At 68.9% G+C, this 23,797-nt stretch carries 20 protein-coding genes; 10 read left to right on the top strand and 10 right to left on the bottom strand.

Annotated features, from left to right (window positions below; all coding sequences use genetic code 11):
* The first annotated feature begins 75 nt into the window (after window positions 1–75).
* Window positions 76–756: a response regulator transcription factor gene (locus UAJ10_RS03955; RefSeq protein ID WP_322914060.1), complete on the top strand. Its 681-nt coding sequence runs from the start codon at window positions 76–78 to the stop codon at window positions 754–756.
* Window positions 743–2,146: an ATP-binding protein gene (locus UAJ10_RS03950; RefSeq protein ID WP_322914059.1), complete on the top strand. Its 1,404-nt coding sequence runs from the start codon at window positions 743–745 to the stop codon at window positions 2,144–2,146. Before UAJ10_RS03955 ends, UAJ10_RS03950 begins: the two co-directional genes overlap by 14 nt.
* On the opposite strand, the gene UAJ10_RS03945 is transcribed toward UAJ10_RS03950, so the two are convergent.
* Window positions 2,147–4,060 (bottom strand): AsmA family protein, encoded by a 1,914-nt coding sequence (locus UAJ10_RS03945; RefSeq protein WP_322914058.1) that lies wholly within the window; start codon window positions 4,058–4,060, stop codon window positions 2,147–2,149.
* A gap of 193 nt (window positions 4,061–4,253) precedes the next feature.
* Here UAJ10_RS03945 and UAJ10_RS03940 point away from each other — a divergent pair, with 193 nt between their 5' ends.
* The gene (locus UAJ10_RS03940) at window positions 4,254–5,003 is read left to right on the top strand and encodes a creatininase family protein (protein WP_322914057.1); all 750 of its coding nucleotides are present in this window, start codon (window positions 4,254–4,256) and stop codon (window positions 5,001–5,003) included.
* Between the two features lie 96 nt (window positions 5,004–5,099).
* Here UAJ10_RS03940 and UAJ10_RS03935 read toward each other — a convergent pair whose 3' ends face one another.
* The 4 genes from UAJ10_RS03935 to paoA all read right to left on the bottom strand — a co-directional run bounded on the left by UAJ10_RS03935 (window position 5,100) and on the right by paoA (window position 10,878).
* Window positions 5,100–6,917 (bottom strand): glycoside hydrolase family 9 protein, encoded by a 1,818-nt coding sequence (locus UAJ10_RS03935; RefSeq protein WP_322914056.1) that lies wholly within the window; start codon window positions 6,915–6,917, stop codon window positions 5,100–5,102.
* 109 nt (window positions 6,918–7,026) lie between these two features.
* The gene (gene paoC, locus UAJ10_RS03930; protein ID WP_322914055.1) at window positions 7,027–9,222 is read right to left on the bottom strand and encodes an aldehyde oxidoreductase molybdenum-binding subunit PaoC; all 2,196 of its coding nucleotides are present in this window, start codon (window positions 9,220–9,222) and stop codon (window positions 7,027–7,029) included.
* 4 nt (window positions 9,223–9,226) lie between these two features.
* Entirely contained in the window at window positions 9,227–10,177 is a 951-nt protein-coding gene (locus UAJ10_RS03925; RefSeq protein WP_322914054.1) for an FAD binding domain-containing protein, read from the bottom strand.
* On the bottom strand, window positions 10,174–10,878 hold the full coding sequence (paoA, locus tag UAJ10_RS03920; RefSeq protein ID WP_322914053.1) for an aldehyde dehydrogenase iron-sulfur subunit PaoA: 705 nt from the start codon (window positions 10,876–10,878) through the stop codon (window positions 10,174–10,176). Before paoA ends, UAJ10_RS03925 begins: the two co-directional genes overlap by 4 nt.
* A gap of 146 nt (window positions 10,879–11,024) precedes the next feature.
* On the opposite strand from paoA, the gene UAJ10_RS03915 reads away from it, so the two are divergent.
* Window positions 11,025–11,945, top strand: a complete 921-nt coding sequence (locus UAJ10_RS03915) for an NADP-dependent oxidoreductase (protein ID WP_322914052.1) — start codon at window positions 11,025–11,027, stop codon at window positions 11,943–11,945.
* Window positions 11,946–11,963: 18 nt separating this feature from the next.
* On the opposite strand, the gene UAJ10_RS03910 is transcribed toward UAJ10_RS03915, so the two are convergent.
* Complete coding sequence (locus UAJ10_RS03910; protein ID WP_322914051.1) at window positions 11,964–12,959, bottom strand: SDR family oxidoreductase; 996 nt, start codon at window positions 12,957–12,959, stop codon at window positions 11,964–11,966.
* A 190-nt stretch (window positions 12,960–13,149) separates the two neighbouring features.
* On the opposite strand from UAJ10_RS03910, the gene UAJ10_RS03905 reads away from it, so the two are divergent.
* From UAJ10_RS03905 to UAJ10_RS03890, 4 genes are all read left to right on the top strand, one after another.
* Complete coding sequence (locus UAJ10_RS03905) at window positions 13,150–13,743, top strand: NADH dehydrogenase ubiquinone Fe-S protein 4 (RefSeq protein ID WP_322914050.1); 594 nt, start codon at window positions 13,150–13,152, stop codon at window positions 13,741–13,743.
* 82 nt (window positions 13,744–13,825) lie between these two features.
* On the top strand, window positions 13,826–14,245 hold the full coding sequence (locus UAJ10_RS03900; protein ID WP_322914049.1) for a c-type cytochrome: 420 nt from the start codon (window positions 13,826–13,828) through the stop codon (window positions 14,243–14,245).
* Entirely contained in the window at window positions 14,242–15,510 is a 1,269-nt protein-coding gene (locus UAJ10_RS03895; RefSeq protein WP_322914048.1) for a DmsE family decaheme c-type cytochrome, read from the top strand. Before UAJ10_RS03900 ends, UAJ10_RS03895 begins: the two co-directional genes overlap by 4 nt.
* Entirely contained in the window at window positions 15,507–18,017 is a 2,511-nt protein-coding gene (locus UAJ10_RS03890; protein ID WP_322914047.1) for an MtrB/PioB family outer membrane beta-barrel protein, read from the top strand. Before UAJ10_RS03895 ends, UAJ10_RS03890 begins: the two co-directional genes overlap by 4 nt.
* A 4-nt stretch (window positions 18,018–18,021) precedes the next feature.
* Here UAJ10_RS03890 and UAJ10_RS03885 read toward each other — a convergent pair whose 3' ends face one another.
* Window positions 18,022–18,684 carry a class I SAM-dependent methyltransferase gene (locus UAJ10_RS03885; protein ID WP_322914046.1) on the bottom strand — a complete coding sequence of 221 codons (663 nt, stop codon included), beginning with the start codon at window positions 18,682–18,684 and terminating at the stop codon, window positions 18,022–18,024.
* Between the two features lie 80 nt (window positions 18,685–18,764).
* Between UAJ10_RS03885 and UAJ10_RS03880 the strand changes: the two genes are divergently transcribed.
* Both UAJ10_RS03880 and UAJ10_RS03875 read left to right on the top strand, forming a co-directional pair.
* Window positions 18,765–19,550 (top strand): YdcF family protein, encoded by a 786-nt coding sequence (locus UAJ10_RS03880; protein WP_322914045.1) that lies wholly within the window; start codon window positions 18,765–18,767, stop codon window positions 19,548–19,550.
* Window positions 19,550–20,590, top strand: a complete 1,041-nt coding sequence (locus UAJ10_RS03875; RefSeq protein ID WP_322914044.1) for a hypothetical protein — start codon at window positions 19,550–19,552, stop codon at window positions 20,588–20,590. Before UAJ10_RS03880 ends, UAJ10_RS03875 begins: the two co-directional genes overlap by 1 nt.
* On the opposite strand, the gene UAJ10_RS03870 is transcribed toward UAJ10_RS03875, so the two are convergent.
* Genes UAJ10_RS03870 through UAJ10_RS03860 form a run of 3 tightly spaced genes read right to left on the bottom strand, consistent with a single transcriptional unit; the run spans window position 20,539 to window position 23,790 of the window.
* Window positions 20,539–21,297: a methyltransferase gene (locus UAJ10_RS03870; protein WP_322914043.1), complete on the bottom strand. Its 759-nt coding sequence runs from the start codon at window positions 21,295–21,297 to the stop codon at window positions 20,539–20,541. The genes UAJ10_RS03875 and UAJ10_RS03870 overlap by 52 nt on opposite strands.
* Before the next feature lie 8 nt (window positions 21,298–21,305).
* The gene (locus tag UAJ10_RS03865) at window positions 21,306–22,316 is read right to left on the bottom strand and encodes a radical SAM/SPASM domain-containing protein (protein WP_322914042.1); all 1,011 of its coding nucleotides are present in this window, start codon (window positions 22,314–22,316) and stop codon (window positions 21,306–21,308) included.
* A gap of 1 nt (window position 22,317) precedes the next feature.
* Window positions 22,318–23,790, bottom strand: coding sequence for a B12-binding domain-containing radical SAM protein (locus UAJ10_RS03860; protein ID WP_322914041.1), 1,473 nt, complete (start codon window positions 23,788–23,790; stop codon window positions 22,318–22,320).
* Window positions 23,791–23,797: the final 7 nt, after the last annotated feature.

The following is a 23,797-nucleotide window of genomic DNA, read 5'->3' as shown; positions in this document are numbered from 1 at the left end:
CTGGTGCCCCACGGCGTCAAGGCCGCTATCGTGCGCCGACACGCCCTGAGAGTGCCCAGCCAGAGTTGCCCGCCCATGCCCAGGATATTGGTGATCGAGGATGAGGAGCGGACGGCGCGCGAGATCGTCGACGCGCTGAAGGCCGAAGGCTATGCCGTCGACCTTCGCGCCGATGGTCCCGCCGGCTTGGCGGCGGCGCGCGGCGGCCATTACGACGCCATCACCCTGGACCGCCTGCTGCCGGGCCTGGACGGCCTGACCTTGCTGGCCGACCTGCGGCGGGAGGGGGTGACCACGCCCGTGCTGGTGGTCAGCGCCCTAGACGGGGTGGATGACAAGGTGCGCGGCCTGCGCGCCGGTGGCGATGATTACCTGACCAAGCCCTTCGCCCTGGCGGAGCTGGTGGCGCGGGTCATGGCCCTGGCCCGCCGCCGGGCGGACAAGCCGGCCGGCACTCTGCTGCAGGTGGGCCCCCTGGTCATGGACCTGATGGACCGGCGGGCCACGCGCGGGGCGCGCGACCTGGACCTGACACCGCGTGAATTCCGCTTGCTGGAATACTTCATGCGCAACGCGGAACAGACCCTGACCCGCAGCATGCTGTACCAGGCGGTATGGGAATACAGCTTCGATCCCGGCACCAACGTCATCGACGTGCATATCGGCCGCCTGCGGCGCAAGGTGGACTGGGATAACGAGGACCCGATGATCCGCACCGTGCGCGGCGGGGGCTGGCGCCTGCATGCCCCGGATTGACCGGCCTCGCCTGGCGGACCTGCCGCGCACCACGGCCTTCCGCATGACCCTGCTGTTCGGCGTGCTGATGATCACCGCCGTGCTGCTGGTGCTGGGCTTCGTCTATTGGCGGACGGGCGTGTTCCTGACCCGGCGGCTGGACGACACGCTGGTGCGTGAGACGGAGGAATTCCTGCGCACCGCGGTGCCGGAGCAGTCCGCCCATATCGACAGCCTGGTGGACAGCGACGGTCGGGGATATTGGAAGGCCCTGCTGCTGGCCCCCGATGGCCACGTCCTGGCCGGCAACCTGCCGGCCCTGCCACCGGAATTGACGGACGCCGACGGCAAGGTCCACGCCCTCCCCCATGGCGCCGGCCCGGCGCCGGAGCACCACCACAAGGCGCGGGGGCTGGCCCACCGCCTGCCGGGCGGCGGCGTGCTGGTGCTGGCCCTGCGCACCGATGAGGTGCATGAGGTGCGCGAGCTGATCCTGCGGGCCATGGCGGCCGGCCTGGTGGGCAGCGTCGGCCTGGCCCTGGCGGGCGGCCTGGCGCTGAGCTTCGGCACCTTGCGCCGCATCGAGGCCATCCACCGCGCCAGCGCCACCATCATGGCGGGCGACCTGTCGCAGCGCCTGCCGACGCGCGGATCCAGCGACGACTTCGACAAGCTGGCCGCCATCGTCAACGCCATGCTGGGCAAGATCGAAGGGCTGATCGGCGACGTGAAGGCGGCGGGCGACAACATCGCCCACGATCTGCGCACCCCCCTAACCCGCCTGCGCACCCGGCTGGAGGGCGCCCTGCGCCGGGGCGGCGATGTCGAGGCGCACCGCGCCGCCATGGAAGACGCCATCAGCGACGCCGACCAGATCCTGGCGACCTTCCGCGCCCTGCTGCGCATCGCGGAGGTGGAGGACGGCCGCCGCCGCGCCGCCTTCGCCCCCGTCGATCCCGTGGCCCTGGCCACCGCCGCCGCCGAGCTGTATGAACCGCTGGCCAGCGCCCAGGGCCTAGCCTTCGCCGCCGACGTCCACCCGGTCGGCTCCGTCACCGGCGACGCCGACCTGCTGTTCGAGGCGCTGGGCAACCTGCTGGACAACGCCATCAAGTTCACGGCCATCAAGTATGGCGGGGCGGGCGGCGCCGTCAGCCTGACCCTGCGGCAAGAGGCGGGACAGGCGCCGGAGATCGTGGTCCGCGACACCGGGCCCGGAATCACATCCGCACAGCGGGACATGATGTTCCGCCGCTTCACCCGCGGCGACGACGCCCGCCACACGCCCGGCAACGGCCTGGGCCTCAGCCTGGTGGCCGCCGTGGTCCAGTTGCACGGCTTCCACCTGGAGGTCGAGGACGGCCAGCCCGGCTGCGTCATGCGCATCCGGCTGGGCCAAGGGGCCGGCTAGCTACTCGGCCGCCAGCAACTGGCGCGTCAGGCCGTCGCAATCCACGTCGTCGGCGCCGCCGAAGTCGGGCAGCGGGATGGGGATAAGGCGGCCGATGGTGATGCGCGGGGAGCGGATCTTGCCCCTGACCACCACGGGGGCGTGCAGGTCCAGAAGATCGAACTTTTTGGTGTCGGCCGTGACCTCGGTATCCACCTCCTGCGTCTTCAACCGCACTTCGCCATTGACGTGGACCACGGATTTTCGGGTGTCCATCAAGGTGCGGTCGAAGGCCACCTGGCCGTGGTTGAAGTTCAGGCGGCCCAGGGCGCAGCGGATGGGGATCTGGTCGTCGCCGGTGATGTACAGCACCAGGGCGTCCGCGATCTGCAGGCCGGCCAGGCTGACCATCAGGGAGCTGATGGTGCCACCGGACATGGTGACGACGACATTGCCGGTGGCCGATCCCATGACCTCCGCCAGGGAATGGCCGTTACCCACCAGTTGCACCCGGCCCCGCAACTTGCCCTTGGTGGTGTCGAAATAGTCGGAGCCCCGGAAGAAGGTTTTCAGGTCCACATCCTGGTAGGACAGGTTGGCGCGGGTCTGCGGATTGTCGGTGCGGGCGTCCAGCGCCATGGTGCCGGCCAGGGTGCCGCCGGCCACGCTCATGCGCAACGGGTCCACCATCGCCTGCCCATCCCGGACAAGGACACGGAAGTTCAGGGCCGTCACCGGCAGGTAGTCCGGGGCCACCACGTGGTGCGCGTCCAGGCTGACGTCCATGTTCATGGCCCGCAGCCGTTCCATCTTCAGCGGCACGTCGGGGAACAGGTTCCCCGTCGCCTCCAGCTGGGCCTGGGTCTTCTTCTGCTCCGCCGAGACGTTGCCCTTGGCGCCGGGCGTGGCGCCCACCAGGGGGGCCAGGTCGGCGAAGGCCAGATGGTCGGAGGTGAGGTGCGCCGTCAGGAAAGAGGGTTTGGCGTGGTGGTCGATGGCGATGTCCCCGGCCAGGTCGCTGTCGCCCGCGTGCCAGGCCATGTCCACCACCCGCCAGACGCCGGGCTCATGCGTCAGCTTGCCCGTGATGCGGTAGGGCGGCGTGGGCGGCCCCGGGATGCCCAACAGGGGGAAGATGTCCGCGAGGTTGGGGCCGGACAGCGCCACCTGCACGTTGGATCCGGTGAACTGGAAGGGGTCCTGCAAGGTGCCGTTCACCGTCAGCTTGGTGGCGCCGTAGTCGACCTTCAGGTCAACGGGATACGGCTGATCGGTGTCACGCAGCATCAGGACGCTGCCACCCACGAAATGCACGGTCAGGGGCTGATTCTCAATGCTGCCCTTCAGGTCCAGCTCGGCCTTGGGTTCGGCGGGCGCCTGGCCGGTGGCCGTCTGCACCGTGCCGTCCAGGTTCAGCTTGCGCTTGGCGTCGCGATAACTGACATGGCCGTCGTCGATCTCCAGCCGGCCGATCAGCGGCACCTCATCCCGGCTTTCGGGCTTCAACTGGTTGACGGTGCCGCTGGCCACGGGGCTTTCCCCGGGGCTCCAGTTCCATTGGTCCTGGTCGTTCTTCTCCAGCGCCACCACGGGCTGGCGCAGGATCAACTCGGGGAACACCAGGTCGCGGTGAAGCAGCAGGGGCTTGAGCTCGATATCCAACTCGATCTGCTTGGCCGTGAACAGGTGCGGCGCCTGGCCCCAGTCGGTGTTGGAGACCTGCACGTCATCCAGCAGGATGTGGGTGACCCAGCCCCAGTGGACGGCGATCTTGCCGATCCTGGTCTTGCGCCCGGAAAAGGCGTCGGCCCGATTTTCCAACTGGGCGCGCACATAGTCGGACGTGACGAAGAAATACACCCCCGTTCCGGCCAGCAGCACCAACACCACCAGCACGCCCAGGGACCAGCCGATTATCTTGAATGCCCGTCGCATGGCCCAATCCTTGGAGCAGGTTCCGCTTAACAAGCCCCACCCGGCAAGCCCCCACCCGGCAAACCCAGCGTTCATCCCCCTCCCCCTGCCAACCGCCAAGGTGGTGTCGCGGTTCCCAAGGGTGCTTTTGGGATGCCTTTGCCGGCGGCCGCCCCTATGGTGGCGGCCAACCAAGGTTTTGAGGAACGAGCCCATGCTGTTGCACCTGTCCACCTGGTCGGAGACCGAGCGCCACCTGGAACGCTCCAAGACCATCGTCATCCCCATCGGCTCCAACGAGCAGCACGGCCCCACCGGCCTGCTGGGCACGGACTGGCTGTGCCCCGAGATCATCGCGCATGAGGCGCACAAGGGCGGCGCCGACATCCTGGTGGGGCCCACCTTCAACATCGGCATGGCCCAGCATCATCTGGGCTTCCCCGGCACCATCAGCCTGCGCCCCTCCACCTTCATGGCGGCCATCGGCGATTGGGTACGGTCCCTGGCCGTGCACGGTTTCGAGCGCATCTATTTCCTGAACGGCCATGGCGGCAACGTCGCCACCATCGAGGCCGCCTTCTCCGAACTGTATGCCGAGGCCAGCTTCGCCAAGCGCCGCGCCGGCTTCGCCCTCAAGCTGCGCAACTGGTGGGATCTGCCCGGCGTCAACGCCCTGGCGCAGCAGCTGTTTCCCGCCGGCCACGGCAGCCATGCCACCCCGTCGGAAATCGCGGTGACGCAGTGGGCCTATCCGGACGCCATCAAATCCGCCGAGTACACGCCCAAGATCGCCGGTTCCGGCCCCATCCGGGAGGCGCTGGACTTCCGAGCCCGGCACCCGGACGGCCGCATGGGCTCCGACCCCGCGCTGGCCACGCCGGAAAAGGGTGGCCAGCTGGTCCGGCTGGCGGTGACCGGCCTGGTGGCCGAGGTGGCGGCCTTCGGCAACGAGCAGCCGGTATAGAGCGATCGCTTCAGATGGCCTCATCTGAGGCGTGAACCAGGGGCCTTGCGACGTCGCAAGGCCTTCACCCTGGCCTTGCCGACGGCGACATGGGCATCAGTCCGCCGTGTCATCCAGCCACAGCGCCACCCAGGCCAGCGGCGCGTTCCAGTTGATGGTGACCTCATTCATCGTGTAGGCGCGCAGGTCGTCGACCCAGCAGGTCTGCGGCGCGCACGTGCCCTTCAAGGTCTTCGCCACCGTGTCATCCATGGCCGATGAGTTGGGCCCGCCGGACAGGACGCCAGAGGGTGGCACCGGATTGCGCGCGTCCACCTGCCGCGCCCAGAAGCGATGGTGCGGGTGTTCCATGGGCCGGGCGCCGAAACCGGTGACGAAGGACCGGTCCAGCGGGTTGCGGCCCAGCACATAGTCGATGGCATCCACCACCGCCGTGCGGTAGGCGGCCTTGCCCGTCAGGTCATGGGCGACACCCAGCACCATGGCGCGGTTGAGGATGGCCCCGTTGGAGCCCCAAGGGTAGGCCGTCGGCGCGAAGGGCAGCCGGTAGCCGGTCTTGTCCTCATCCGCCAGGTAGCGGTCGGCCAGGGCCAGCAATTGCGCCCGCACCCGGTTGCGCTCGGCCGCGCCCAGCCTGTCCGACAGCGCCAGGGTCAGCGCCCCCGCCGTGGCGACGGAGCCCCAGCTCAGGTCGCCCGTGCCCTCGGCCCCGGTGAAATAGGGCGAGGCGCGCACCGTGGCCAGGTAGGCGGCGTCGCCGGTGGTGGCATACAGCTCCGCCGCCGCCCAATAGACCTCATCCGCCAGGTGCGGGTCGCCATAGCCGCCGCTGCCGTCAAAGGCCACCTGGGCCAGGATGTAGGGGTGGCGCTGCGCGGCGGCGAAGGCGCGGCGGGCGGCGGCCAGGCAGCGCACGGCGAAGGCGGGGTCGATGTCCTTCCACACCCGTGCCGCCTGCGCCGCCACCGCGGCCAGGTTCAGGCTGGCGCCGGTGGTGGGGTAGTAGAGATAGCGGGTGACATGGTCGTCGGCCGGGGCGGTGGGCAGGCCCGTCCAATGGGCGTCCGCGATCTTCTGGTGCGCCAGGCCACCGGCATCGATGCGGGTCAGGACGTAATGGCCGGCGTTGCCCCTCTGGTCGCCAATCGGCACCTCCAGGCTCTTACCGTCCGGCACCTGCATGGACAGCAGGAATTCCAATTCGAACCGCGCCTCATCCAGGATGTCGGGCACGCCGTTGCCGTGCTCAGGCACCGCCAGCGTGCCGTCCGCCACCTGCGCCAGGGCGCGGGTGCGGTTCAGCAGACGGGCGCGCTCATAGGCGTTGACCAACGTCCAGACGGAGATGCCGCCGTTCACCACGTACTTGCCCTGGTCACCGGCGTCGTACCAGCCGCCGCTGGCGTCCAGGGTGTAGTCGCAGCCCGGCCAGACCTGGCCCTTGGGATCGGCCAGGTTGAAGCAGGTGGCCCTGTCGGGACGATGGCCCGCCGGGCGCGCCAGGTCCGGCCGTTCCACCAGCGCCGCCTCGATGGGCACGCCGCTGCGCTGCTGATAGAAGAAGGACAAGCTGGCCCGCAACAGCCGCCCGTCCGGCGCCGCAGTCAGGGCGAAGGGCCGGCTGGCCCTGTCGCCGACCGTCAGGCGGTAGCCTTGGCCCGCCTGACGCACCTGGGAAAAGTCGATCTGGTGCACATGCCGGCCGGAGGCGGCGTCATCGCCGTATACCCGCGTCTTGCCCTGCGCCACCACCGCGCCCTGGGCGTCCACCAGGCGCCAGTCCAGGGGGACGGTCGCCGGGTCCGCCAGGATGGCGAGCTTGGGGCCGGCGCTTTCCAGGCCTGTCTGGTTCAGGGTGATCGGGGCCATGGGCGTATGGGGCGCCTCATCCGCCAGGGCGGTCCCCGCCGCCATCACCATCGCCCATGCCCCGACAAGCAAACCCGCCCGCATCATCCCACCCGTTCCCACGATAAGGCTACCACGCGCCTTGTACGGGGCCGGGCGGGGTGGAGGCAACGCCTCAGGTCACCTCCGGCAGGTGGTCCAGGACCTTGTCCAGGGTGATGGGATAGTCGCGCACCCGCACGCCGGTGGCGTTGTAGATGGCGTTGGCCACCGCCGCCCCCACGCCGCAGATGCCCAGCTCACCCACCCCCTTGGCTTTCATGGGGGAGGAGATGGGGTCCACCTCATCCAGGAAGACCACATCCTGGTGCGGGATGTCGGCATGCACGGGCACTTCGTAGCCCGCCAGGTCGTGGTTGACGAAGAAGCCCCGCCGCTTGTCCACCGCCAGTTCCTCCATCAGGGCCGCCCCCGCCCCCATGGTCATGGCGCCGATGACCTGGCTGCGGGCCGATTTGGGGTTCAGGATGCGTCCGGCGGCGCAGACCGCCAGCATGCGGCGCAGCCGTATCTCGCCCGTGGCGCTGTCCACCGCCACCTCCACGAAATGGCCGGCGAAGGTCGATTGCTGGTACTTCTTGTCCAGGTCGCCGTATTCGATCAGGTCTTCCGCCACCAGGTCACCGTCCTTGGCGGCCTGGGCCAGCGATACGGTGTGTCCGCCGGATGAGACATGGCCGTCGGCGAAGTGAGGCTCGGCGGCGTTGAAGCCCAGCTTGCCCGCCACGGCCTGCCGCAGCTTCATGCACGCGGCATAGACGCCCGCCGTCGCGTTGTTGGCGCCCCACTGCCCGCCCGAGCCGCACGAGACGGGGAAGCTGCTGTCGCCCAGGCGCACCGCCACCTTTTCCAGCGGCACACCCATGGTTTCCGCCGCCGTCTGGGCGATGATGGTGTAGGTGCCGGTGCCGATGTCGGTCATGTCCGTTTCCACCGTCACCATGCCCTGAGCGTCTAGCCGCACGCGGGCGGCGGATTTGGTCACCAAGTTGTTGCGGAAGCCCGCCGCCACCCCCATGCCCACCAGCCAGCGGCCCTCGCGCACGCTGGCCGGTTTCGGGTTGCGCTTGGACCAGCCGAAGCGCTCGGCCCCCTGTTGCAGGCAGGCGATAAGCTGGCGTTGCGAGAAGGGGCGGCCCGGCTTTTCTGGATCCTCCTGCGTGTCGTTCAGGATGCGGAACTTGATGGGATCCATGCCCAGCTTTTCCGCCATCTCATCCATGGCGACCTCCAGCGCCATCAGTCCGGGCGCCTCGCCTGGGGCACGCATGGCGTTGCCTTCCGGCAGGTCCAGCACGGCCAGGCGCATGGCGGTCAGGCGGTTCGCCCCAGCGTACAGCAGGCGGGTCTGCTGCACCGCCGTCTCCGGCTTGCCGCCCGGAAGGTCGCCGGACCAGCTTTCATGGCCGATGGCGGTGATCTTACCCTCACGCGTGGCGCCGATGCGGATGCGCTGGATGGTGGCGGGACGGTGGGTGGTGTTGTTGAACATCAAGGGGCGGGTCAGCGCCACCCTCACCGGCCGCCCGGCGATCCTGGCACCCAACGCCGCCATCAGGGCATCGCTGCGCACGAACAGCTTGCCGCCGAAGCCGCCCCCGATGTAGGGCGAAATCAGGCGGATATTTTCCTGAGGTATGTTAAGGGTTTGCGAGACGTCCTTGACGCCCCAGTTGATCATCTGGTTGGCGGTCCACAGGGTCAGCTTGTCACCATTCCAGGTGGCGATGGTGGCGTGCGGCTCCATCATCGCGTGGCCCTGGTCGGGCGTGGTGTAGGTGGCGTCCAACCGCATCGGCGCCGTGGCGAAGGCGCCGTTGAAATCGCCCACCGTGCTGTCCGGCTCCCCCTTGGCCACCGTCGCCCCGTCCCGGGCGGCGGCCAGGTCGAAGGCCCCGGCCTCCGCCTGATAGTCCACCTTGATCAGGCCGGCGGCATCGCGCGCCTGCTCGAACGTCTCGGCCACCACCAAGGCGATGGCTTGGTGGTAGTGCTGGATGTCCGGCCCGCCCAGTAGGGCGGCGGTGTTCCACTTGCCCTTGCCCAGCGTGCCCGCGTTCTCCGCCGTCACGACGGCGACGACGCCGGGGGCGGCCTTGGCGGCGGCGACATCCATGCGGGTGATGCGGCCCTTGGCGATGGCGGACCCCAGGATGAAACCGTAGGCCTGGTTGGCCACCACGTCGTGCCGCTCATAGGCGTAGGGCGCGGTGCCCGTGGTCTTCAGCGGCCCGTCGATCCGGTCGGTGGCCTTGCCCACGACCTTCAGCTGGTCGATGGGATTGGCGGCGGCGGGCGTGTCGAACTTCATGGCGTCACCCCCTCGCCTCGGCCAGCACGGCGGCCAGCGTGCGTTCGGCCAGCCGAACCTTGAACCTGTTGTCGTCCGTGGGCCGGGCATCGGCCAGCAGGCCGGCGGTGACCACCTTGGCGCCCTGTTTCATGTGCGCCTCCGCCGCCTCCACCCGCCAGGGCTTGGGCGCCACGCCGCCTAGCGCCACCCGGCCCGTGCCGTCGGGGTGCACGATGGCGGCGACGGAGACCAGCGCGAAGGCGTAAGAGGCGCGGTCGCGCACCTTGTGATAGATCTGCGCGCCGCCCACGGGCTTGGGCAGGGTCACGGCCGTGATCAGCTCCCCCCGCTCCAGCGTCGTTTCCACATGAGGGCTGTCGCCCGGCAGGCGGTGCAGGTCGGCGATGGGAATGCGGCGCATGGCGCCGCCAGGCCGCACCGTCTCCACCGTCGCGTCCAGCACCCGCATAGCCACGGCCATGTCGCTGGGATGGGTGGCGATGCAGGCCTCGCTGGTGCCGACGATACCCAACTGGCGGCTGACACCACCGATGGCGGAACAGCCGCTGCCCGGCTGGCGCTTGTTGCAGGGCTGGTTGGGGTCGTAGAAATAGGGGCAGCGGGTCCGCTGCAACAGGTTGCCGGCCGTGGTGGCGACATTGCGCAACTGGCCGGAGGCGCCGGCCACCAGGGCCCGGCTCAACACCCCATAATGCTGGCGCACCCGCATGTCGGCCGCCAGGTCGGTGTTGCGCACCAGCGCGCCGACGCGCAGGCCGCCGTCCGGTGTGTCCTCGATCTTGTCCAGGCCCAGGCCGTTCACGTCGATCAGATGGGCCGGCGTCTCGATCTGCAGCTTCATCAGGTCCAGAAGATTGGTGCCGCCGGCGATGAAGCGGGCGCCGGGGATGCTGGCCGCCTTGGCCGCGGCGTCGGCCGGGGACGTGGCGCGCTCATAGGTGAAGGGCCTCATGCCGGATCCCTCCCGTTTCGGTGGCCCGCCATCTTCTGGCCGGCCACCTCGGCCATGGCCTCCAGGATGTTGGAATAGGCGCCGCAACGGCAGATGTTGCCGCTCATGCGTTCCCGCATCTCGTCGTTCGTCACCTGGGGCGCATCCGTCAGGCTGGCGGTGACATGGCTGGGGATGCCGGCCTCGATCTCCTCCAGCACGGCGACGGCGGAACAGATCTGGCCCGGCGTGCAATAGCCGCACTGGTACCCGTCGTGCTTGACGAAGGCGGCCTGCATCGGGTGCAGCTTGGCCGGCGTGCCCAGCCCCTCCACCGTCGTGACGCTGCCGCCCTCATGCATGACGGCCAGGGTCAGGCAGGAATTGATGCGCCGGCCATCGACGATGACGGTGCAGGCGCCGCATTGGCCATGGTCGCAGCCCTTCTTGGTGCCGGTCAGGCGCAGATGCTCCCGCAACGCGTCCAGCAGGGTGGTGCGGGTGTCCACCTCCAGTGTCCGCGCCGTGCCGTTCACGGTAAGGGACACGCGGCTCATCACAGGGTTCATATTGGGCACCGGGCCGGGATGGGGGGCCGGCGGCATATTGCCGTCGGCGGGCATAGCCTGGCCGTGACGCGGCGTCGCCGTCAAGGCGGCGGAGGCCGCCGCCCCAAGCAACAGTCCGCGCCGGCTGACGTCGGCGTTTCCCTGATGTCGCATGTCGTCCCCTTTACCCAACCGGCCAACTGCCACGATGCCGCTTTTGAACCCCGCAGTGCCGGCTTGGTTCCCGTCGCCGCAGCGGAACCATGATCGCGATGGCGGGTTTTGCCGCTCCCATACCCCATCCAAAAGAGGAGGCTCCGATGCAGGCGGTGCGTATCCACAGCTTTGGCGGGACCGAGGTTCTGACGCTGGAAGATGTGCCCAAGCCCGAGCCCGGCGACTATGAGGTGCTGGTCCGGGTGCAGGCGGCCAGCGTGAACCCCGTCGACTACAAGATCCGCAACGGCAAATACCTGCCGGCCGACCAGTTGCCCCTGACCCTGGGCCGCGACATGTGCGGGACGGTCGAGAAGTGCGGCCGCGCCGTCACCGGCTACGCGGAAGGGGACGCGGTCTTCGCCATGTTGCCCACCGACCGGGGCGGCTATGCCGAATACGTGGTGGCCAACGTCGCCCACTGCGCGCCCAAGCCGGCGGGGCTGGACGCCATCCAGGCCGCCGCCGTCCCGCTGGCGGCCCTGACGGCCTGGCAGGGCCTGTTCGACCATGGCCGACTGAAGGGCGGGCAACGGGTGCTGGTCCACGGCGCAGCGGGTGGCGTGGGCCATTTCGCCGTACAGTTCGCGAAGGCCCGTGGTGCCACGGTCTACGCCACCTGTTCCGAAGGAGATCTGGAATGGGTGCGGTCGCTGGGCGTGGACAAGGCCATCGACTACAAGAACCAGCGCTTCGAAGACGAAGTGTCGGACATCGATCTGGTTTATGACTTGGTGGCGGGTGAGACCCAGGACCGGTCCTGGTCGGTGCTGAAGCAAGGTGGAATCCTGGTTTCCACACTGACCGAACCCTCGGCCGACAAGGCCAGGGAGCACGGGGCGGAGGGCACCCGCTACACCGCCCACCCCGATGGCCGCCAGTTGGCGGAGATCGGGCGCCTCATCGACGCCGGCCGGGTGCGGGTGCAGGTCGCCAAGGTCTTCGCCCTGGATGAGGCGGCGGAGGCGGAGCATGTGCTGGAGGATGAGCACGTGCGCGGCAAGGTGGTGCTCAAGGTCGCCTGACCTTTGGGACGGCGGGCCTCAGGGCCCGCCGTGACCGCCCGTGGCGCCGAAGACCTGGCCGGTGGAGAAGGTGTCCTCGTTGCTGGCCAGCAGCACGTAGAGGGCCGCCAATTCCGCCGGCTGCCCCGGCCGGCCCAGGGGTGTATCCGACCCGAAGGTCACCAGCTTTTCCGGCGGCTGGCCGCCACTGGGCTGCAGCGGTGTCCACACCGGGCCCGGCGCGACGGCGTTCACGCGGATGCCCTTCTTGGCCAGCTGCTTGGCCAGGCCCTTGGTGAAAATCATGATGGCGCCCTTGGTCGCCGAATAATCCAGGATGTTGGGGGAGGGATCGTAGGCGTTGACCGAGGCGGTGTTGATGATGGCCGCCCCCTTGCCCAGGTGCGCCAGCGCCGCCTTGGTGATCCAGAACATGGCATAGACGTTGGTCTTGAAGGTGTCGTCGAACTGCTCGCTGCTGATGTCGGTGAGGCTGTCCACCGAATGCTGCCGGGCGGCGTTGTTGACCAGGATGTCCAGCCCGCCCAGTTCGCGCGCCGCGTCCGCCACCAGCTTCTGGCAGAAGGCCTCGTTACGGATGTCGCCCGGCAGGGGCACGGCCTTGCGCCCCGCGTCCTGGATCAGCTTCACCACCTCCTTGGCGTCCGGTTCCTCCACCGGCAGGTAGCCGAAGGCCACATCGGCCCCCTCGCGGGCGAAGGCGATGGCGGCGGCGCGGCCGATGCCGCTGTCGCCCCCCGTGATCAGCGCCTTGCGCCCCGCCAGGCGGCCGGATCCCTTGTAACTTTCCTCGCCATGGTCCGGCCTGGGGTTCATGCGGCTGGCCAGGCCAGGCGGTTCCTGCTGTTCCTGCTTGGGAAAGGGCGGGCTGGGATAATCGGGCGCCGCACGCCTGCCACCGGCGGACGCGGGGGCCGCCTGGGCGGGAGCCGCCGTGAAACCCGCCATCGCCGTACCCGCCGCCAAGCCGCCGATAACGGCGCGTCGGGAAGTGCCGTTGCCTTCTTCGCTCATGATCCTGCCTCCGCAAGGGGTGTGCGGCGTCAACAGGTGCAATGCCGGCGGGTTCCGTTTCGCCGGGTCCGTTTCGTCAGGTCCATTTCAGCGCGCCCAAGCACCACGGGAGCGGGAACGAAGCCCGGTAACGGCGCTTAAGCATGCGGTCCCCCCGCGCCGGGGGTGAAAGCCCTGTTGGAGGTGACGCATGACCAAGCCGCTTCGGTCCCCAGGCGATCCCCTAGGCATACCGGTCCCGCTCCGCGCCTATATCCGCCGGCCGGCACCGGCCACGATGCAGAACGCGCCGGGCCGCAAAATGTCCTGGATTTTGACTTATGAGGCCAAGCCCACCCATGAAACCGATCCGCTGATGGGCTGGAAGGGCGGCGGCGACCCGCAGATGGACGTCTTCCTCGCTTTCGACAAGCTGCAAGAGGCGGTGGACTATGCGGAGCGGCACAACCTTCCCTATGAAATCAGCGATCCGGAGGAACGGCCGCGCCCCCTGCCCCGGCCGCAGACCCACCAGATGCGCCAGGTGCTGAGTGGCCCCACCCTGGCGCCGGCCCGCAAGGAGGACCCCCGCATCCGGGGGCACGAGACCGTGGTGACGACACCCGGACCGGTCGTGCCGCAGGCCATGGCCCAGGGCCAGAAGGCGTTGGTCGACCGGGCCAACGCCACACCGCCCTATGTGCCTGACCGCGACGTGGTGGGTGACGCCAGCGAGGACTCCTTCCCCGCCAGCGACCCGCCCTCCTGGACGCCCGTGACGGGAGAGGCCAAGAAAACGGTCTAACGGCATCATTTTTTCGGCGCGCCAGGGGAATATCCCGCCGGTCCCACCCGTCAGAGGGGACAGGGACTTAGGGAGCCGCTGTATGACGCCGAGACAAAACCTGTTTTCCGCCGCGCTGATGTCGGTCTTGGCCGTCGGGGGCGCCGGCACCGCGCGCGCCGCCGGCGACGCCGCCAACGGCGCCACCGTCTTCAAGAAGTGCGCCGCCTGCCATTCGGCGGAGCAGGGCGTGAACAAGGTGGGCCCCAGCCTGTTCGGCGTGGTCGGCCGCCCGGCGGGCAGCATCAGCGGCTACAGCTATTCCCCCGCCGTGCAGCAGGCGGCGGCCAAGGGCCTGGTGTGGAGCGAGGAGACCATCGTCGCCTACCTGGCCAACCCGCACAAATACCTGGGCGATTTCGTCGGCGACCCATCCGTTTCGAACAAGATGCCTTTCAGCCTGGCGGATGAGCAGCAGCGCCGGGACGTGGTGGCCTACCTCAAATCCCTGGCGCCGCAATGAGGCGCGCGGTCGTCCTGGGCCTGCTGCTGGTTGGCCTGCTGATGGTTGGCGGCCTGGCGGGCCCGGCCGGGGCCGAGGCGCCCGTGCTGACCCCCGACCAGGCGGCCCTGCGCGATGAGATGGCGCGCATCCATGCGGGCCATGTGGACGCCGACGCCCTGCAACGCATCGACAGCGACATCGCCGCCATGCCCCCGGGCGCGGCGCACATGGGCATGGCGATGGGCGGCATGGCGACGGGCGGCATGGCGGCGCAAGCCCCCTACCCCAGCCTGAGGGCCGCCCAATTCACCCCGGCGCCGGCCCCGCAGCCGGCGGCGTCAAAATGGACGCGCCTGGCCAGCTACGCCCCTGATACACCCAAGGCCGACGCTCCCAAGGGCGACACGGCCAAGGCCGGGACGCCCAAGGCGGAGACCAAGCCTCAGCGCACCTATGTCGGGCGCGAGACGTGCGAGAGCTGCCACCAGCAAGAGGCGACCAACTGGGCCCACACCATCCACGCCAAGGTGTTCCAGCAGAACCCGCGCACGGAATTGCAGGCGCAGAATTGCGAGGCCTGCCACGGCCCGGGTTCGGCCCATGTCGAGGATCCCTCGGACCTTAGCACCATCATCAGCTTTTCCAAGAAAAGCAAAACACCGGTGGCGGAGCAGAACGGCCAGTGCCTGACCTGCCATGCCGGCGGCCAGCGCATCTTCTGGCATGACAGCATCCACGACAGCAATCAGCTGGGCTGCGCCGATTGCCACAACCCCATGACCACCTTCGGCGCGCGCGGCCTGACGGCCCGGGAAAGCATCAACGAGACCTGCTTCCAGTGCCACAAGGCCCAGCATGCGGAGTTCGCCCGCCGGTCGCACATGCCCCTGCTGGAGGGCAAGCTCAGCTGCACCGACTGCCACAACCCGCACGGCTCGACCACGGCGCCCCTGCTGAAGGCCGACAGCGTGAACGAGGTCTGCTTCACCTGCCACGCCGACAAGCGCGGCCCCTTCCTGTTCGAGCACGCGCCGGTGCGCGAAAGCTGCCTGAACTGCCATTCGCCGCATGGGTCCAACTTCGAGAACCTGCTGAACGCGCCGCGCCCGGTGCTGTGCCAGCAGTGCCACTCGCAGGACGGCCACCCCGGCAGCCTGCTGACGGCCGGCAACATGGCGCGCGGGCCCATGCCCGACCCCCGCCTGATCGCCACCAGCTGCCAGACCTGCCACGTCAACATCCATGGGTCCAACAGTCCCTCCGGCGCGCGGTTCGAACGATGAGACCTCGTCTGAAAACCCCCACGCGATGGCTACTACTCGCGGCAACCGCCCCACTCGCGGCGACGGCGGCCCAGGCCGACAGTGGCACCACCGGCTATGGCGGGCCGGGCAACGTCCTGAACCCCACGGCCCAGGTGATGAACCGGGCGCGGGACAATGACGGCCTGTCCATCATCGACGACGTGACGCGCACGCCCACGGGCCTGATGTATCCCGTGCCCTTCCGCACGCCGGAGATGACGCAGAGCAAGGGCGACCCCGACTGGTGGACCCAGGGCTGGTTCGAGGCCGGCATCATGGGCACCTTCGGCCAGGACAGCCGCTCGGCCGCGCTGAATGAATACGGCGACTGGAAAAACGGCTTCACCGTCACCGGCCTCGGCTTCTCGGCGGAGAACCGCAAGACCGCCCTGCACGCCTCCGCCTATGGCCAGAACCTGGGCCGCACCGACCAGTATTACCAGGTGGATGTCGGCCGCTATGGCGTGTTCGACCTGCAGGCCTATTTCGACAGCATCCCGCACACCTTCTCCACCACCGCGAAGTCATTGTGGGATGGGGCGGGCACCGGCAACCTCACCCTGCGGGGCGGCCTGACGCCCGGCGCCTCCACCCCGGCACAGGTCAACGCCGTGGCGGCGGCGGTGGGGCCCAGCACCCTCCGCATCCTGCGGGAAAAGGCCGGCAGCGCGCTCACCTACACGGCGGATGAGCATACCGAGCTGTTCCTGAAGATCTCGGATGAGCGGCGCAACGGCACCCAGCCCATCAGCGCCACCTTCGGCTATCCGTTCCAGAACGGCGCCACCCAGCTGATCCAGCCCATCCATTACCAGACCGTCGATGTCACCGGCGGCGTGCGCTACAAGGAACAGAACTTCCAGGCCAACCTGGCCTACGCCGGGTCCTTCTTCCGCAACGACATCCTGGACCTCACCTGGCAGAACCCGGGGCTGACGTCGAACACCGCGGCCGGCGCCTACATCCCGCAGACAGGGCGGCTGAGCCTGGCGCCCAACAACGACTATCACACGGTGAAGGGCGACCTGGCGGTGCAGCTGTCGCCCGCCTCGCGCTTCACCGCCAGCCTGTCCTACAGCCTGATGCGCCAGGATGACGAGTTGCAGGCCCCCACCACCGGCGGCGGCCTGGTCACCAGCGGCGCCAACACCATCAACCTCGGCCAGTGGAACAGCGCGTCGGCGCTGAGCCAGCCTACCGCCAACGCCGCCATCAACATCCTGAACGCGGTGGCGCAATACCATTACACCGTCAGCCCCGACCTGGGCCTGACGGTGGAGGTGCGCGACCGGGACGAGGCCAACCGCACCAACTACGTCGCCTACAATCCGCAGACCGGACAGTACGGCTATATCGCCATCGACGGCGGGCTGGCGCCCTTCATCCCGTCCTTGAGCGGCATCTACCGGGCCAACACGCCGGGCAGCCTGGTCCAGATCCGCAACATGCCCTTCGCCAACAATGATCTGCAGGTGACGGCCAAGGCGGCCTACCGCCTGGACACGCATTGGAAACTGGATCTTAGTTACGAGAACGACATCATAGACCACACGGTGCGGGAGATCGCGGACGCCAACGACAATATCGCCCGGCTGCAGGTCAGCACGTCGGGCTATGAATGGGGCACCGCCCATCTGTCGTACGAATTCGCGCGCCGCATCGGCAGCGATTACCAGTCCAACCCCTACACGCCCTATTACTCATCGGCCCTGCCCGGCTACATTCCGGCGACGCCGGCGGGCGACCCGGCCTTCGCCCTGGCCGACCTGCGCAAGTTCGACGTGGCCAACCGGACGGAGCATGTGCTGCGCGGCCAGGCCAACTACATCCTGTCCCCGCGCAGCGACCTGCAGCTGACCGGCAGTGTCAAGGTGGACGAGTACGACGCCGCCTACGGCCTGCGATCCACCCACGCCTTCGACGTCACCACCGCCTATACCTACCAGATGTCGGCGGCGACCACGCTGACCGGCTATTTCACCTACCAGAACCAGGACCGGGGGGTGGCCAACATCAACGCCACCGGGGCCGGCACCAGCGGCGCCGCGGGCGGCCCAGGCTATCCCCTGGCCAACGGCTGGACGGAAACGGTGGGGTCGGACAATTATACGGTGGGCCTGAACGCCCACCACAGCTGGGGCGTCATCTCGCTGAACGCGGACTACACCTTCACCCGCGCCAGCACAGCGATCGACTACGCCTTCGCCAGCACCGGCGCCTTCTTCAACAGCCTGACGCCGGCGCAGGCCGGCGCCAGCTTCCCCGACATCACCTACGACAGCCACGCCCTGCAAACCGACGTGCGCTGGCAGATGTCGGAGGAACTGTCCTATCGCCTGTACTACCGCTTCAATTATGAGCGGGTGGTGGATTTCCACTACACGGGCCTGACGGCCGGCGCCATCAACAACAACACCTATCTGGGCGTCATTCCCGAGAACTACACGGTCCAGACCATCGGCCTGCTGGTCCAGTATGTGTTCTGATGCTTCAACGCTTGACGAAGACGACGTCGGTGTAGCGTTCCCCCGGCATCAGCCGGTTGTCCGGCCCGAATATGACATCGGGCGCCAGCTGGTCGGGGGTGATGGTCAGGGCCACGTCGAAACCGGCGGCCACGTCGGTGTCGCGGAAGCGGAAGTTGGTGGTGACAAGACAGAGCAAGCCCCCCGGCTTCAGGCAGCGGGCGAAGTGCGCCACCATGGCCTGGAAGGTCGCGAAGTGCAGCACGGGGTCACAGCGCTCGGCCCCGCTGACGGTCAGCCGGCCGTTGCACAGCACCGCCAGGCAGAGGATGGCGTCATAGGCGCCGTCATCCTCCCCCGCCGTGCTGTCGCCCACGGCGAAGTCCACGCCCGGCAGCCGCAGGGCGCGGGCCTCGGCGATATTGCGGGGATCGATGTCGATGCCCTTCAGCCGCGCCCGCGGGAACAGCCGGCGCAGGCTGGCAACCTCCTGCCCCACCGAACAGCCGAAGGACAGCAAGCGGCGGTCCGGCCCATCGCCCAACCGGTCGCGCACGAAAGTGAACAGCCAGGGATAGCGGTCAGGGGCCGTGTAACTGAAGGGCTGGAAGCGCCGGGGCGAGCGGCGCCACGGCCCCAGGCCACGCAGCAGGCGCATCGGCGCCCTCATCACATCCGTCATCGTCATGGCCGGCGCCCCTTCAACATGAGGCGGAAGCGTAGGACTATACGGTGTAAATTCAAACACTTGATGGCCGGTATCCCAGGATGACGCCGTTGGAATTCTTCACCGTTTCCAAGATCGGCTGGTACCTGGTGGCGCCCAGCCACCTGCTGGTATGGACGGCCCTCGCCGCCGCCGTGCTGGCCGCCCGGCGCCATGGGGCGGCCCTGGTACCGGCCACGGCCTGCGCCGCCACCCTGCTGGTCCTGCTGACCTGCCCAGTGGGCAATTGGGCCCTGCGCCCCCTGGAAGGCCTGTACCCCAGACCGGCGGAGCCCGTCACCATCGACGGCATCCTGGTGCTGGGCGAAGGCCTGAATGGCGAGGTGCTGCGCGACCGAGGCGTGCCGGGCGTGGGCCCGGACGGCGGCACCCTGCTGGCCGCCGCCGCGCTGGCCCGCCGCCATCCAGAGGCGCGCGTGGTCTTCAGCGGCGGATCGGGTGAGCTGGGCACGGCCGGCACGCCGGAGGCTGAGGTGGCGCGCCACGTCCTGACTGACCTGGGCCTAGATGGCCCGCAGGTGAACTATGAGGCGCGGTCGCGCACCACGGCGGAAAACCTGGTGCTGGCCAAGGACCTGGCGCAACCGGCGCCGGGACAGACCTGGCTGTTGGTGGCGTCGGCCTATCACATGCCGCGCGCCATGCTGTCGGCATCCCGCGTGGGCTGGCGGGTGATCCCCTGGCCGTCGGATTACTTGACCCGGCCCGGGGGAGAGGAGACGCACCTGTCCCTGGCCGCCAACTTGGCGCACCTGGATCTGGCGACGCATGAGGCGCTGGGCCTGGCGGCCTATCGCCTGTCCCATGCTGGGTCGGTGGCCCCCTGATGCCGCGCTGGTTGGGCCCCACCGCGCCCCCGGCCTGTCTGGCGGATCTGGCGGCGACCTACGGCCGGCGGCTGGGCGATTGCATCGCCTTTCCCGGCTTGGTCAATTCCCACGACCACCTGGCCTTCAACTGCTATCCGCCCACCGGTTCCCCGCCCTATGACGACTTCCTGGGCTGGAGCCGCGAGGTGCAGGCGCAACGGGCCCTGATCGACCGTATCGAGGCCATTCCCGCCCCGGTGCGCGTCCAGGTCGGCCTGATGAAGAACCTGCTGTGGGGCGTGACGGCGGTGGCCGACCATGGCGGCGGGGCGGTGGAGGGACCCATCCACGTGCTGGCGCCCTTTCAGGACCTGCATTCGCCGGAACTGGCCAGCCCCTGGCGCTGGATGACCGGGCTGGGGCCGGCGGTGCTGCACCTGGCGGAGGGGGTGACGGCCGACAGCCGCCGCCGCGCCCTGGCCTTCCTGAAGGAAAACCTGTTCCGCCGCGCCGTCGCCGGCGTGCATGGCGTGAGCCTGGAGGGCGAGGATTTTCAGCGGCTGGCCGCGCTGGTGTGGTGTCCCGCCAGCAACCTGTTCCTGTTCGGCCGCACGGCGGACGCGGCGGCGGCGCTGAGGCACACCCAGCTGCTGTTCGGCACCGACGCCACCATTTCCGCCCCCGGCACCTTATGGGATCATTTGCGCCTGGCCCGGGGCCGCGTGGCGGACGCGGAGCTGTTCGCCAGCCTGACCTTCCGCGCCACCCGCTTCTGGCGGCACCCCGCCCCCGACGACCTGGTCATCGCCCGGCGCACCGCCGCCGACCCATGGGATGCCTTCTTCGCTCTGACGCCGGCCGACATCCTGCTGGTGGTCCAGGGCGGCCGCCCCGTGCTGGTGGACGACAGCCTGGGCGCCCCGCCGGGTTACGGCCGCCTGACGGTGGGCGACCGGGCCAAGCATGTGCGCATGAATGTCGCGGACCTGCTGGCGGCCCTGAAGCCTCAGTTGGATACGGCGGCGTTGCTGGGGCGGTTTGGGGCCGACGCGCGATAAACCGCCAGCGTCTCCACCCCGAAGTGGCGCCACAGCACGCGCTCGACCGACAGGCCGGCCTGGGCCAGGCCGTTCAGCATGCCGGCGCAGTCGCCGTGGCTGGTCAGGACGAAGTAGGCCTTGCCGCCGGGCTTCAGCATGGCGGGCAGTTCGGCCGCCAGCCGGTCGATGACGTCGGGGCTGCGCCAGGACTGTTCGAAGGTGGTGGTGGGCGTGCCCCGGAACTTGGGCAGGGAGAACAGCACGACGTCGAAGGCGCGGCCGGCCACCGGGGCAAACAGGTCGCCCTGGTGCAGTTCCACCGCCACCCGGTTCAGGATGGCGTTGGCGCGGGCGCAGGACACCGCCTCGGGCACCACGTCGACCGCCGCCACCTGATAGCCACGCAGGGCCGCGAAGATGCCCAGCACGCCGCAGCCGGTGCCGACATCCAGCGCCGTGGCGCCCTCGCCCGCCGGCTCCAGCAGGGGGCTGGTGGCGATGAATTCCGCCAGGAAGCGGCCGGTGCGGAAGACCACGGGATTGAACACCCCCGGCCAGACGACGAAGTACCGCCCCCGGATCTTCTCGAACACCGCCCGGCCCAGGCGGCGGCGCAGCACCGCGCGCTTGGCCGCCGTCCAGGGCGTCCACAACAGGCGGCTGGCGGTGGAGACGGGCGGGGGCGGTGGAGCCGGCGGCTGGGAGGCTAACGGGAGAGACAGCATGGAAACGCTCATAGCTTGAGGCTGCAGACGCAGCGCTGGCACACGGGATCGCTGTCCACGTCCAGGCCGGCGCGGAAGGACCGGGCCGCCGGGCCGTTCAGAACCTCCGGCAGGGTGCCGTCGCGCAGGCTGCCGATGGGGTCGTGGAAGAAGCAGGGGCGCACCGTGCCGTCGGCCTCCACCACCGTGGAAACCCAGGGCGCGTTGCACCGCACGGGCGGGGGCAGCGCCGCGCCATGGGCCGCGCGGTACCGGGCGCTGATATGGCGCAGGCGGGCCGGACTTTCCTGGATGTAGCGGCCGGCGAAGTCGCCGCCATGGCTGGCCATCAGCTGATCGATGGCGGCGTCCAGGGCGTCGCACTCGGCCGGGGCCAGGCCCACCTCCTCCGCCCGGCCCTCTTCCCAGCCGCGCGGCCGGTTGAAGGCGGAGGAGGTGAGATCGGCGCCCAGAAAGGAGATGCTGTCCAGGCCGATGGCCTTGGCGGCGTCGACGATGGCCGGCAGCTCGCGGAAATTGCCGCGCTGGATGACGCAGCGCGCCGCCACCGGATAGCCGACCCGCCGGCGCCGCAGGGCGTCCACGCCGGCGGCCAACGCCCCATAGGCATCCTTGATGCCCCGGATGCGGTTGTGCGTGGCCTCGGGCCCGTCCAGGGAGACGATGACCTCGTCACACCACTCCACGATGTCGGCGGCGTGCCGTTCCAGCAGCAGGCCGCTGCTGAGCAGGGTGATCTTCAGCGGCAGGGTCTTCAGCGCCGCGCACAGGCCCCACAGGTTGGGATGCATCAGCGCCTCCCCGCCCGACAGCACCACCCAGCGCACGCCCAGGGCGCCGAAATCATCCACCAGCCGGTCCACCGCCGCCTGTTCCAGGCTGGTGCCGTTGCGGTTGGCCTTCCAGATGTCGCACATGACGCAGCGGCAGTTGCAGCGGCTGTGCGGCATCAAGGTGACCACCGGCACCCGGGCCAGGCGCCGGCCCCGCCAGGCGCGCGCTAGGGGAAAGGCGCCCATGCTAGAAGCCCTGGATTTCAGGGCGCTGGTAGGGGAACACCTTGTCCAGCAGGCGCAGTTCAATGGGGAAGTCGTAGAATTGCGTCTTGTAGCGCCAGGCGGCCATGGTGCGCAGGGCGAAGCGGCCGGTGCGGGTCAGGCGCGTGTCGGTCATGGTGGGATAGCGGGCGTGCAGCACCCGCTGGAAATTGCCGATCTTGCGGCGGATGTCGTCATTCATCCACGGCAGGTTGGACGACAGGTGCTGGGCGAACTTCTCCCACTTCGCCTCGGTCCAGGTCGCCACGTCCTTGGGGTATTCGAAGCCGGCCGCCTGCGCCTCCTGCAGCATGGCGCCCTCCACCGGCACGGGGCTGTAGATGTAGAAGACGATCTCCGTCGCCGGATTAACTTTCTTCAACATCCGTATGAACTGGATGGTGTTTTCCGCGTCCTTCGCCGGGTTCGGCGGGTTGCCGATGATGAAGGACATCTCCGGCACCACGTCGTGGCGGCGCATCTTCTCCGCCACCGCCAGGATGGCGTTGCCGTCCTGCTTGCCGCCCTTGTTCATGCGCTTCAGGGTTTCCAGGTCGCCGGACTCGGCCCCCATGAACACCATTTTCAGGCCGCTCTTGCGCATCTTGGCCCAGGTGGCATCGCTGAACTTCAGCATGGTGTCGGCGCGACCGAAGCCCCACCAGCCGATGTCCAGATGGGTGATGCGCTCCGCGAACTCGGCGCAGCGGGCCTCATGGACGAAGAAGTTGCTGTCGTAGAACTCCACCGCCGTGGCGCCATGCTCGCGCACCAGCTTTTCCACCACGGCGGCCGTGCGTTCCGCCGTCTGGGCGGAATAGCGGCCGTTCACCTTGTGCACCACCGCGCAAAAATTACACTGGAAGGGGCAGCCGTAGCTGGCGTGGTGCGCGATGGTGCGGGATCCTAGGAAGGAGGAGCGGACGTAGGCGTCCATGTCCACCCGGTGATAGGGGAAGTCCGGCAGGGCGTTGATATCGGGCACCGGCGGCTTCTGGTTCAGGTGCACCTGGCCCTCGGCATCGCGCCAGCCCAGGCCCGGCAGGCCGGTCACATCCTCCCCCGCCCGCACCTTGGCGACGAACTCGCCGAAGGCCAGTTCGCAATGGCCGCGGAAGACGTAGTCGACGTAAGCCTCCTGCATCACGATCTGGCCGTGCAGGGTGGGGAAATAGCCGCCCCAGATGATGGTGACCTGGGGGAATTCCGCCTTCAGCGCCCGGCATATGGGGGAGGCGTTGGACAGCTGCGGCCCCGGCATCACCGTCACGCACAGGATGTCGGCCTTGGTCTCGACCAGCGCCTCACGCAGGGCCGTCAAGCCATCCGGCACCAGGTTGCCGTCGATGATGCGGTAATCCTCCTTGCCTTCCAGCATGGCGCCCACGGCCAGCAGCGACATGGGCAGGACCGGTTTCTTGGAGGCGGAGCTGACGGGGTTGTAGAACAGGATCATGGCGCGG

The organism is Nitrospirillum guaranorum, from assembly GCF_034653275.1.
Classification (GTDB): domain Bacteria; phylum Pseudomonadota; class Alphaproteobacteria; order Azospirillales; family Azospirillaceae; genus Nitrospirillum.
Note: the sequence above shows the minus strand (reverse complement) of the source record. Positions and strands in the feature narration are given on the sequence as shown.

Coding starts and splice junctions, on each gene's coding strand:
- paoC (WP_322914055.1), bottom strand. CDS start 9,222: ATGAAGTTCGACACGCCCGCCGCCGCCAATCCCATCGACCAGCTGAAG.
- UAJ10_RS03950 (WP_322914059.1), top strand. CDS start 743: ATGCCCCGGATTGACCGGCCTCGCCTGGCGGACCTGCCGCGCACCACG.
- paoA (WP_322914053.1), bottom strand. CDS start 10,878: ATGCGACATCAGGGAAACGCCGACGTCAGCCGGCGCGGACTGTTGCTT.
- UAJ10_RS03915 (WP_322914052.1), top strand. CDS start 11,025: ATGCAGGCGGTGCGTATCCACAGCTTTGGCGGGACCGAGGTTCTGACG.
- UAJ10_RS03900 (WP_322914049.1), top strand. CDS start 13,826: ATGACGCCGAGACAAAACCTGTTTTCCGCCGCGCTGATGTCGGTCTTG.
- UAJ10_RS03925 (WP_322914054.1), bottom strand. CDS start 10,177: ATGAGGCCCTTCACCTATGAGCGCGCCACGTCCCCGGCCGACGCCGCG.
- UAJ10_RS03935 (WP_322914056.1), bottom strand. CDS start 6,917: ATGGCGGCGGGGACCGCCCTGGCGGATGAGGCGCCCCATACGCCCATG.
- UAJ10_RS03940 (WP_322914057.1), top strand. CDS start 4,254: ATGCTGTTGCACCTGTCCACCTGGTCGGAGACCGAGCGCCACCTGGAA.
- UAJ10_RS03870 (WP_322914043.1), bottom strand. CDS start 21,297: ATGCTGTCTCTCCCGTTAGCCTCCCAGCCGCCGGCTCCACCGCCCCCG.
- UAJ10_RS03875 (WP_322914044.1), top strand. CDS start 19,550: ATGCCGCGCTGGTTGGGCCCCACCGCGCCCCCGGCCTGTCTGGCGGAT.
- UAJ10_RS03945 (WP_322914058.1), bottom strand. CDS start 4,060: ATGCGACGGGCATTCAAGATAATCGGCTGGTCCCTGGGCGTGCTGGTG.
- UAJ10_RS03905 (WP_322914050.1), top strand. CDS start 13,150: ATGACCAAGCCGCTTCGGTCCCCAGGCGATCCCCTAGGCATACCGGTC.
- UAJ10_RS03865 (WP_322914042.1), bottom strand. CDS start 22,316: ATGGGCGCCTTTCCCCTAGCGCGCGCCTGGCGGGGCCGGCGCCTGGCC.
- UAJ10_RS03880 (WP_322914045.1), top strand. CDS start 18,765: ATGACGCCGTTGGAATTCTTCACCGTTTCCAAGATCGGCTGGTACCTG.
- UAJ10_RS03955 (WP_322914060.1), top strand. CDS start 76: ATGCCCAGGATATTGGTGATCGAGGATGAGGAGCGGACGGCGCGCGAG.
- UAJ10_RS03860 (WP_322914041.1), bottom strand. CDS start 23,790: ATGATCCTGTTCTACAACCCCGTCAGCTCCGCCTCCAAGAAACCGGTC.
- UAJ10_RS03910 (WP_322914051.1), bottom strand. CDS start 12,959: ATGAGCGAAGAAGGCAACGGCACTTCCCGACGCGCCGTTATCGGCGGC.
- UAJ10_RS03895 (WP_322914048.1), top strand. CDS start 14,242: ATGAGGCGCGCGGTCGTCCTGGGCCTGCTGCTGGTTGGCCTGCTGATG.
- UAJ10_RS03885 (WP_322914046.1), bottom strand. CDS start 18,684: ATGACGATGACGGATGTGATGAGGGCGCCGATGCGCCTGCTGCGTGGC.
- UAJ10_RS03890 (WP_322914047.1), top strand. CDS start 15,507: ATGAGACCTCGTCTGAAAACCCCCACGCGATGGCTACTACTCGCGGCA.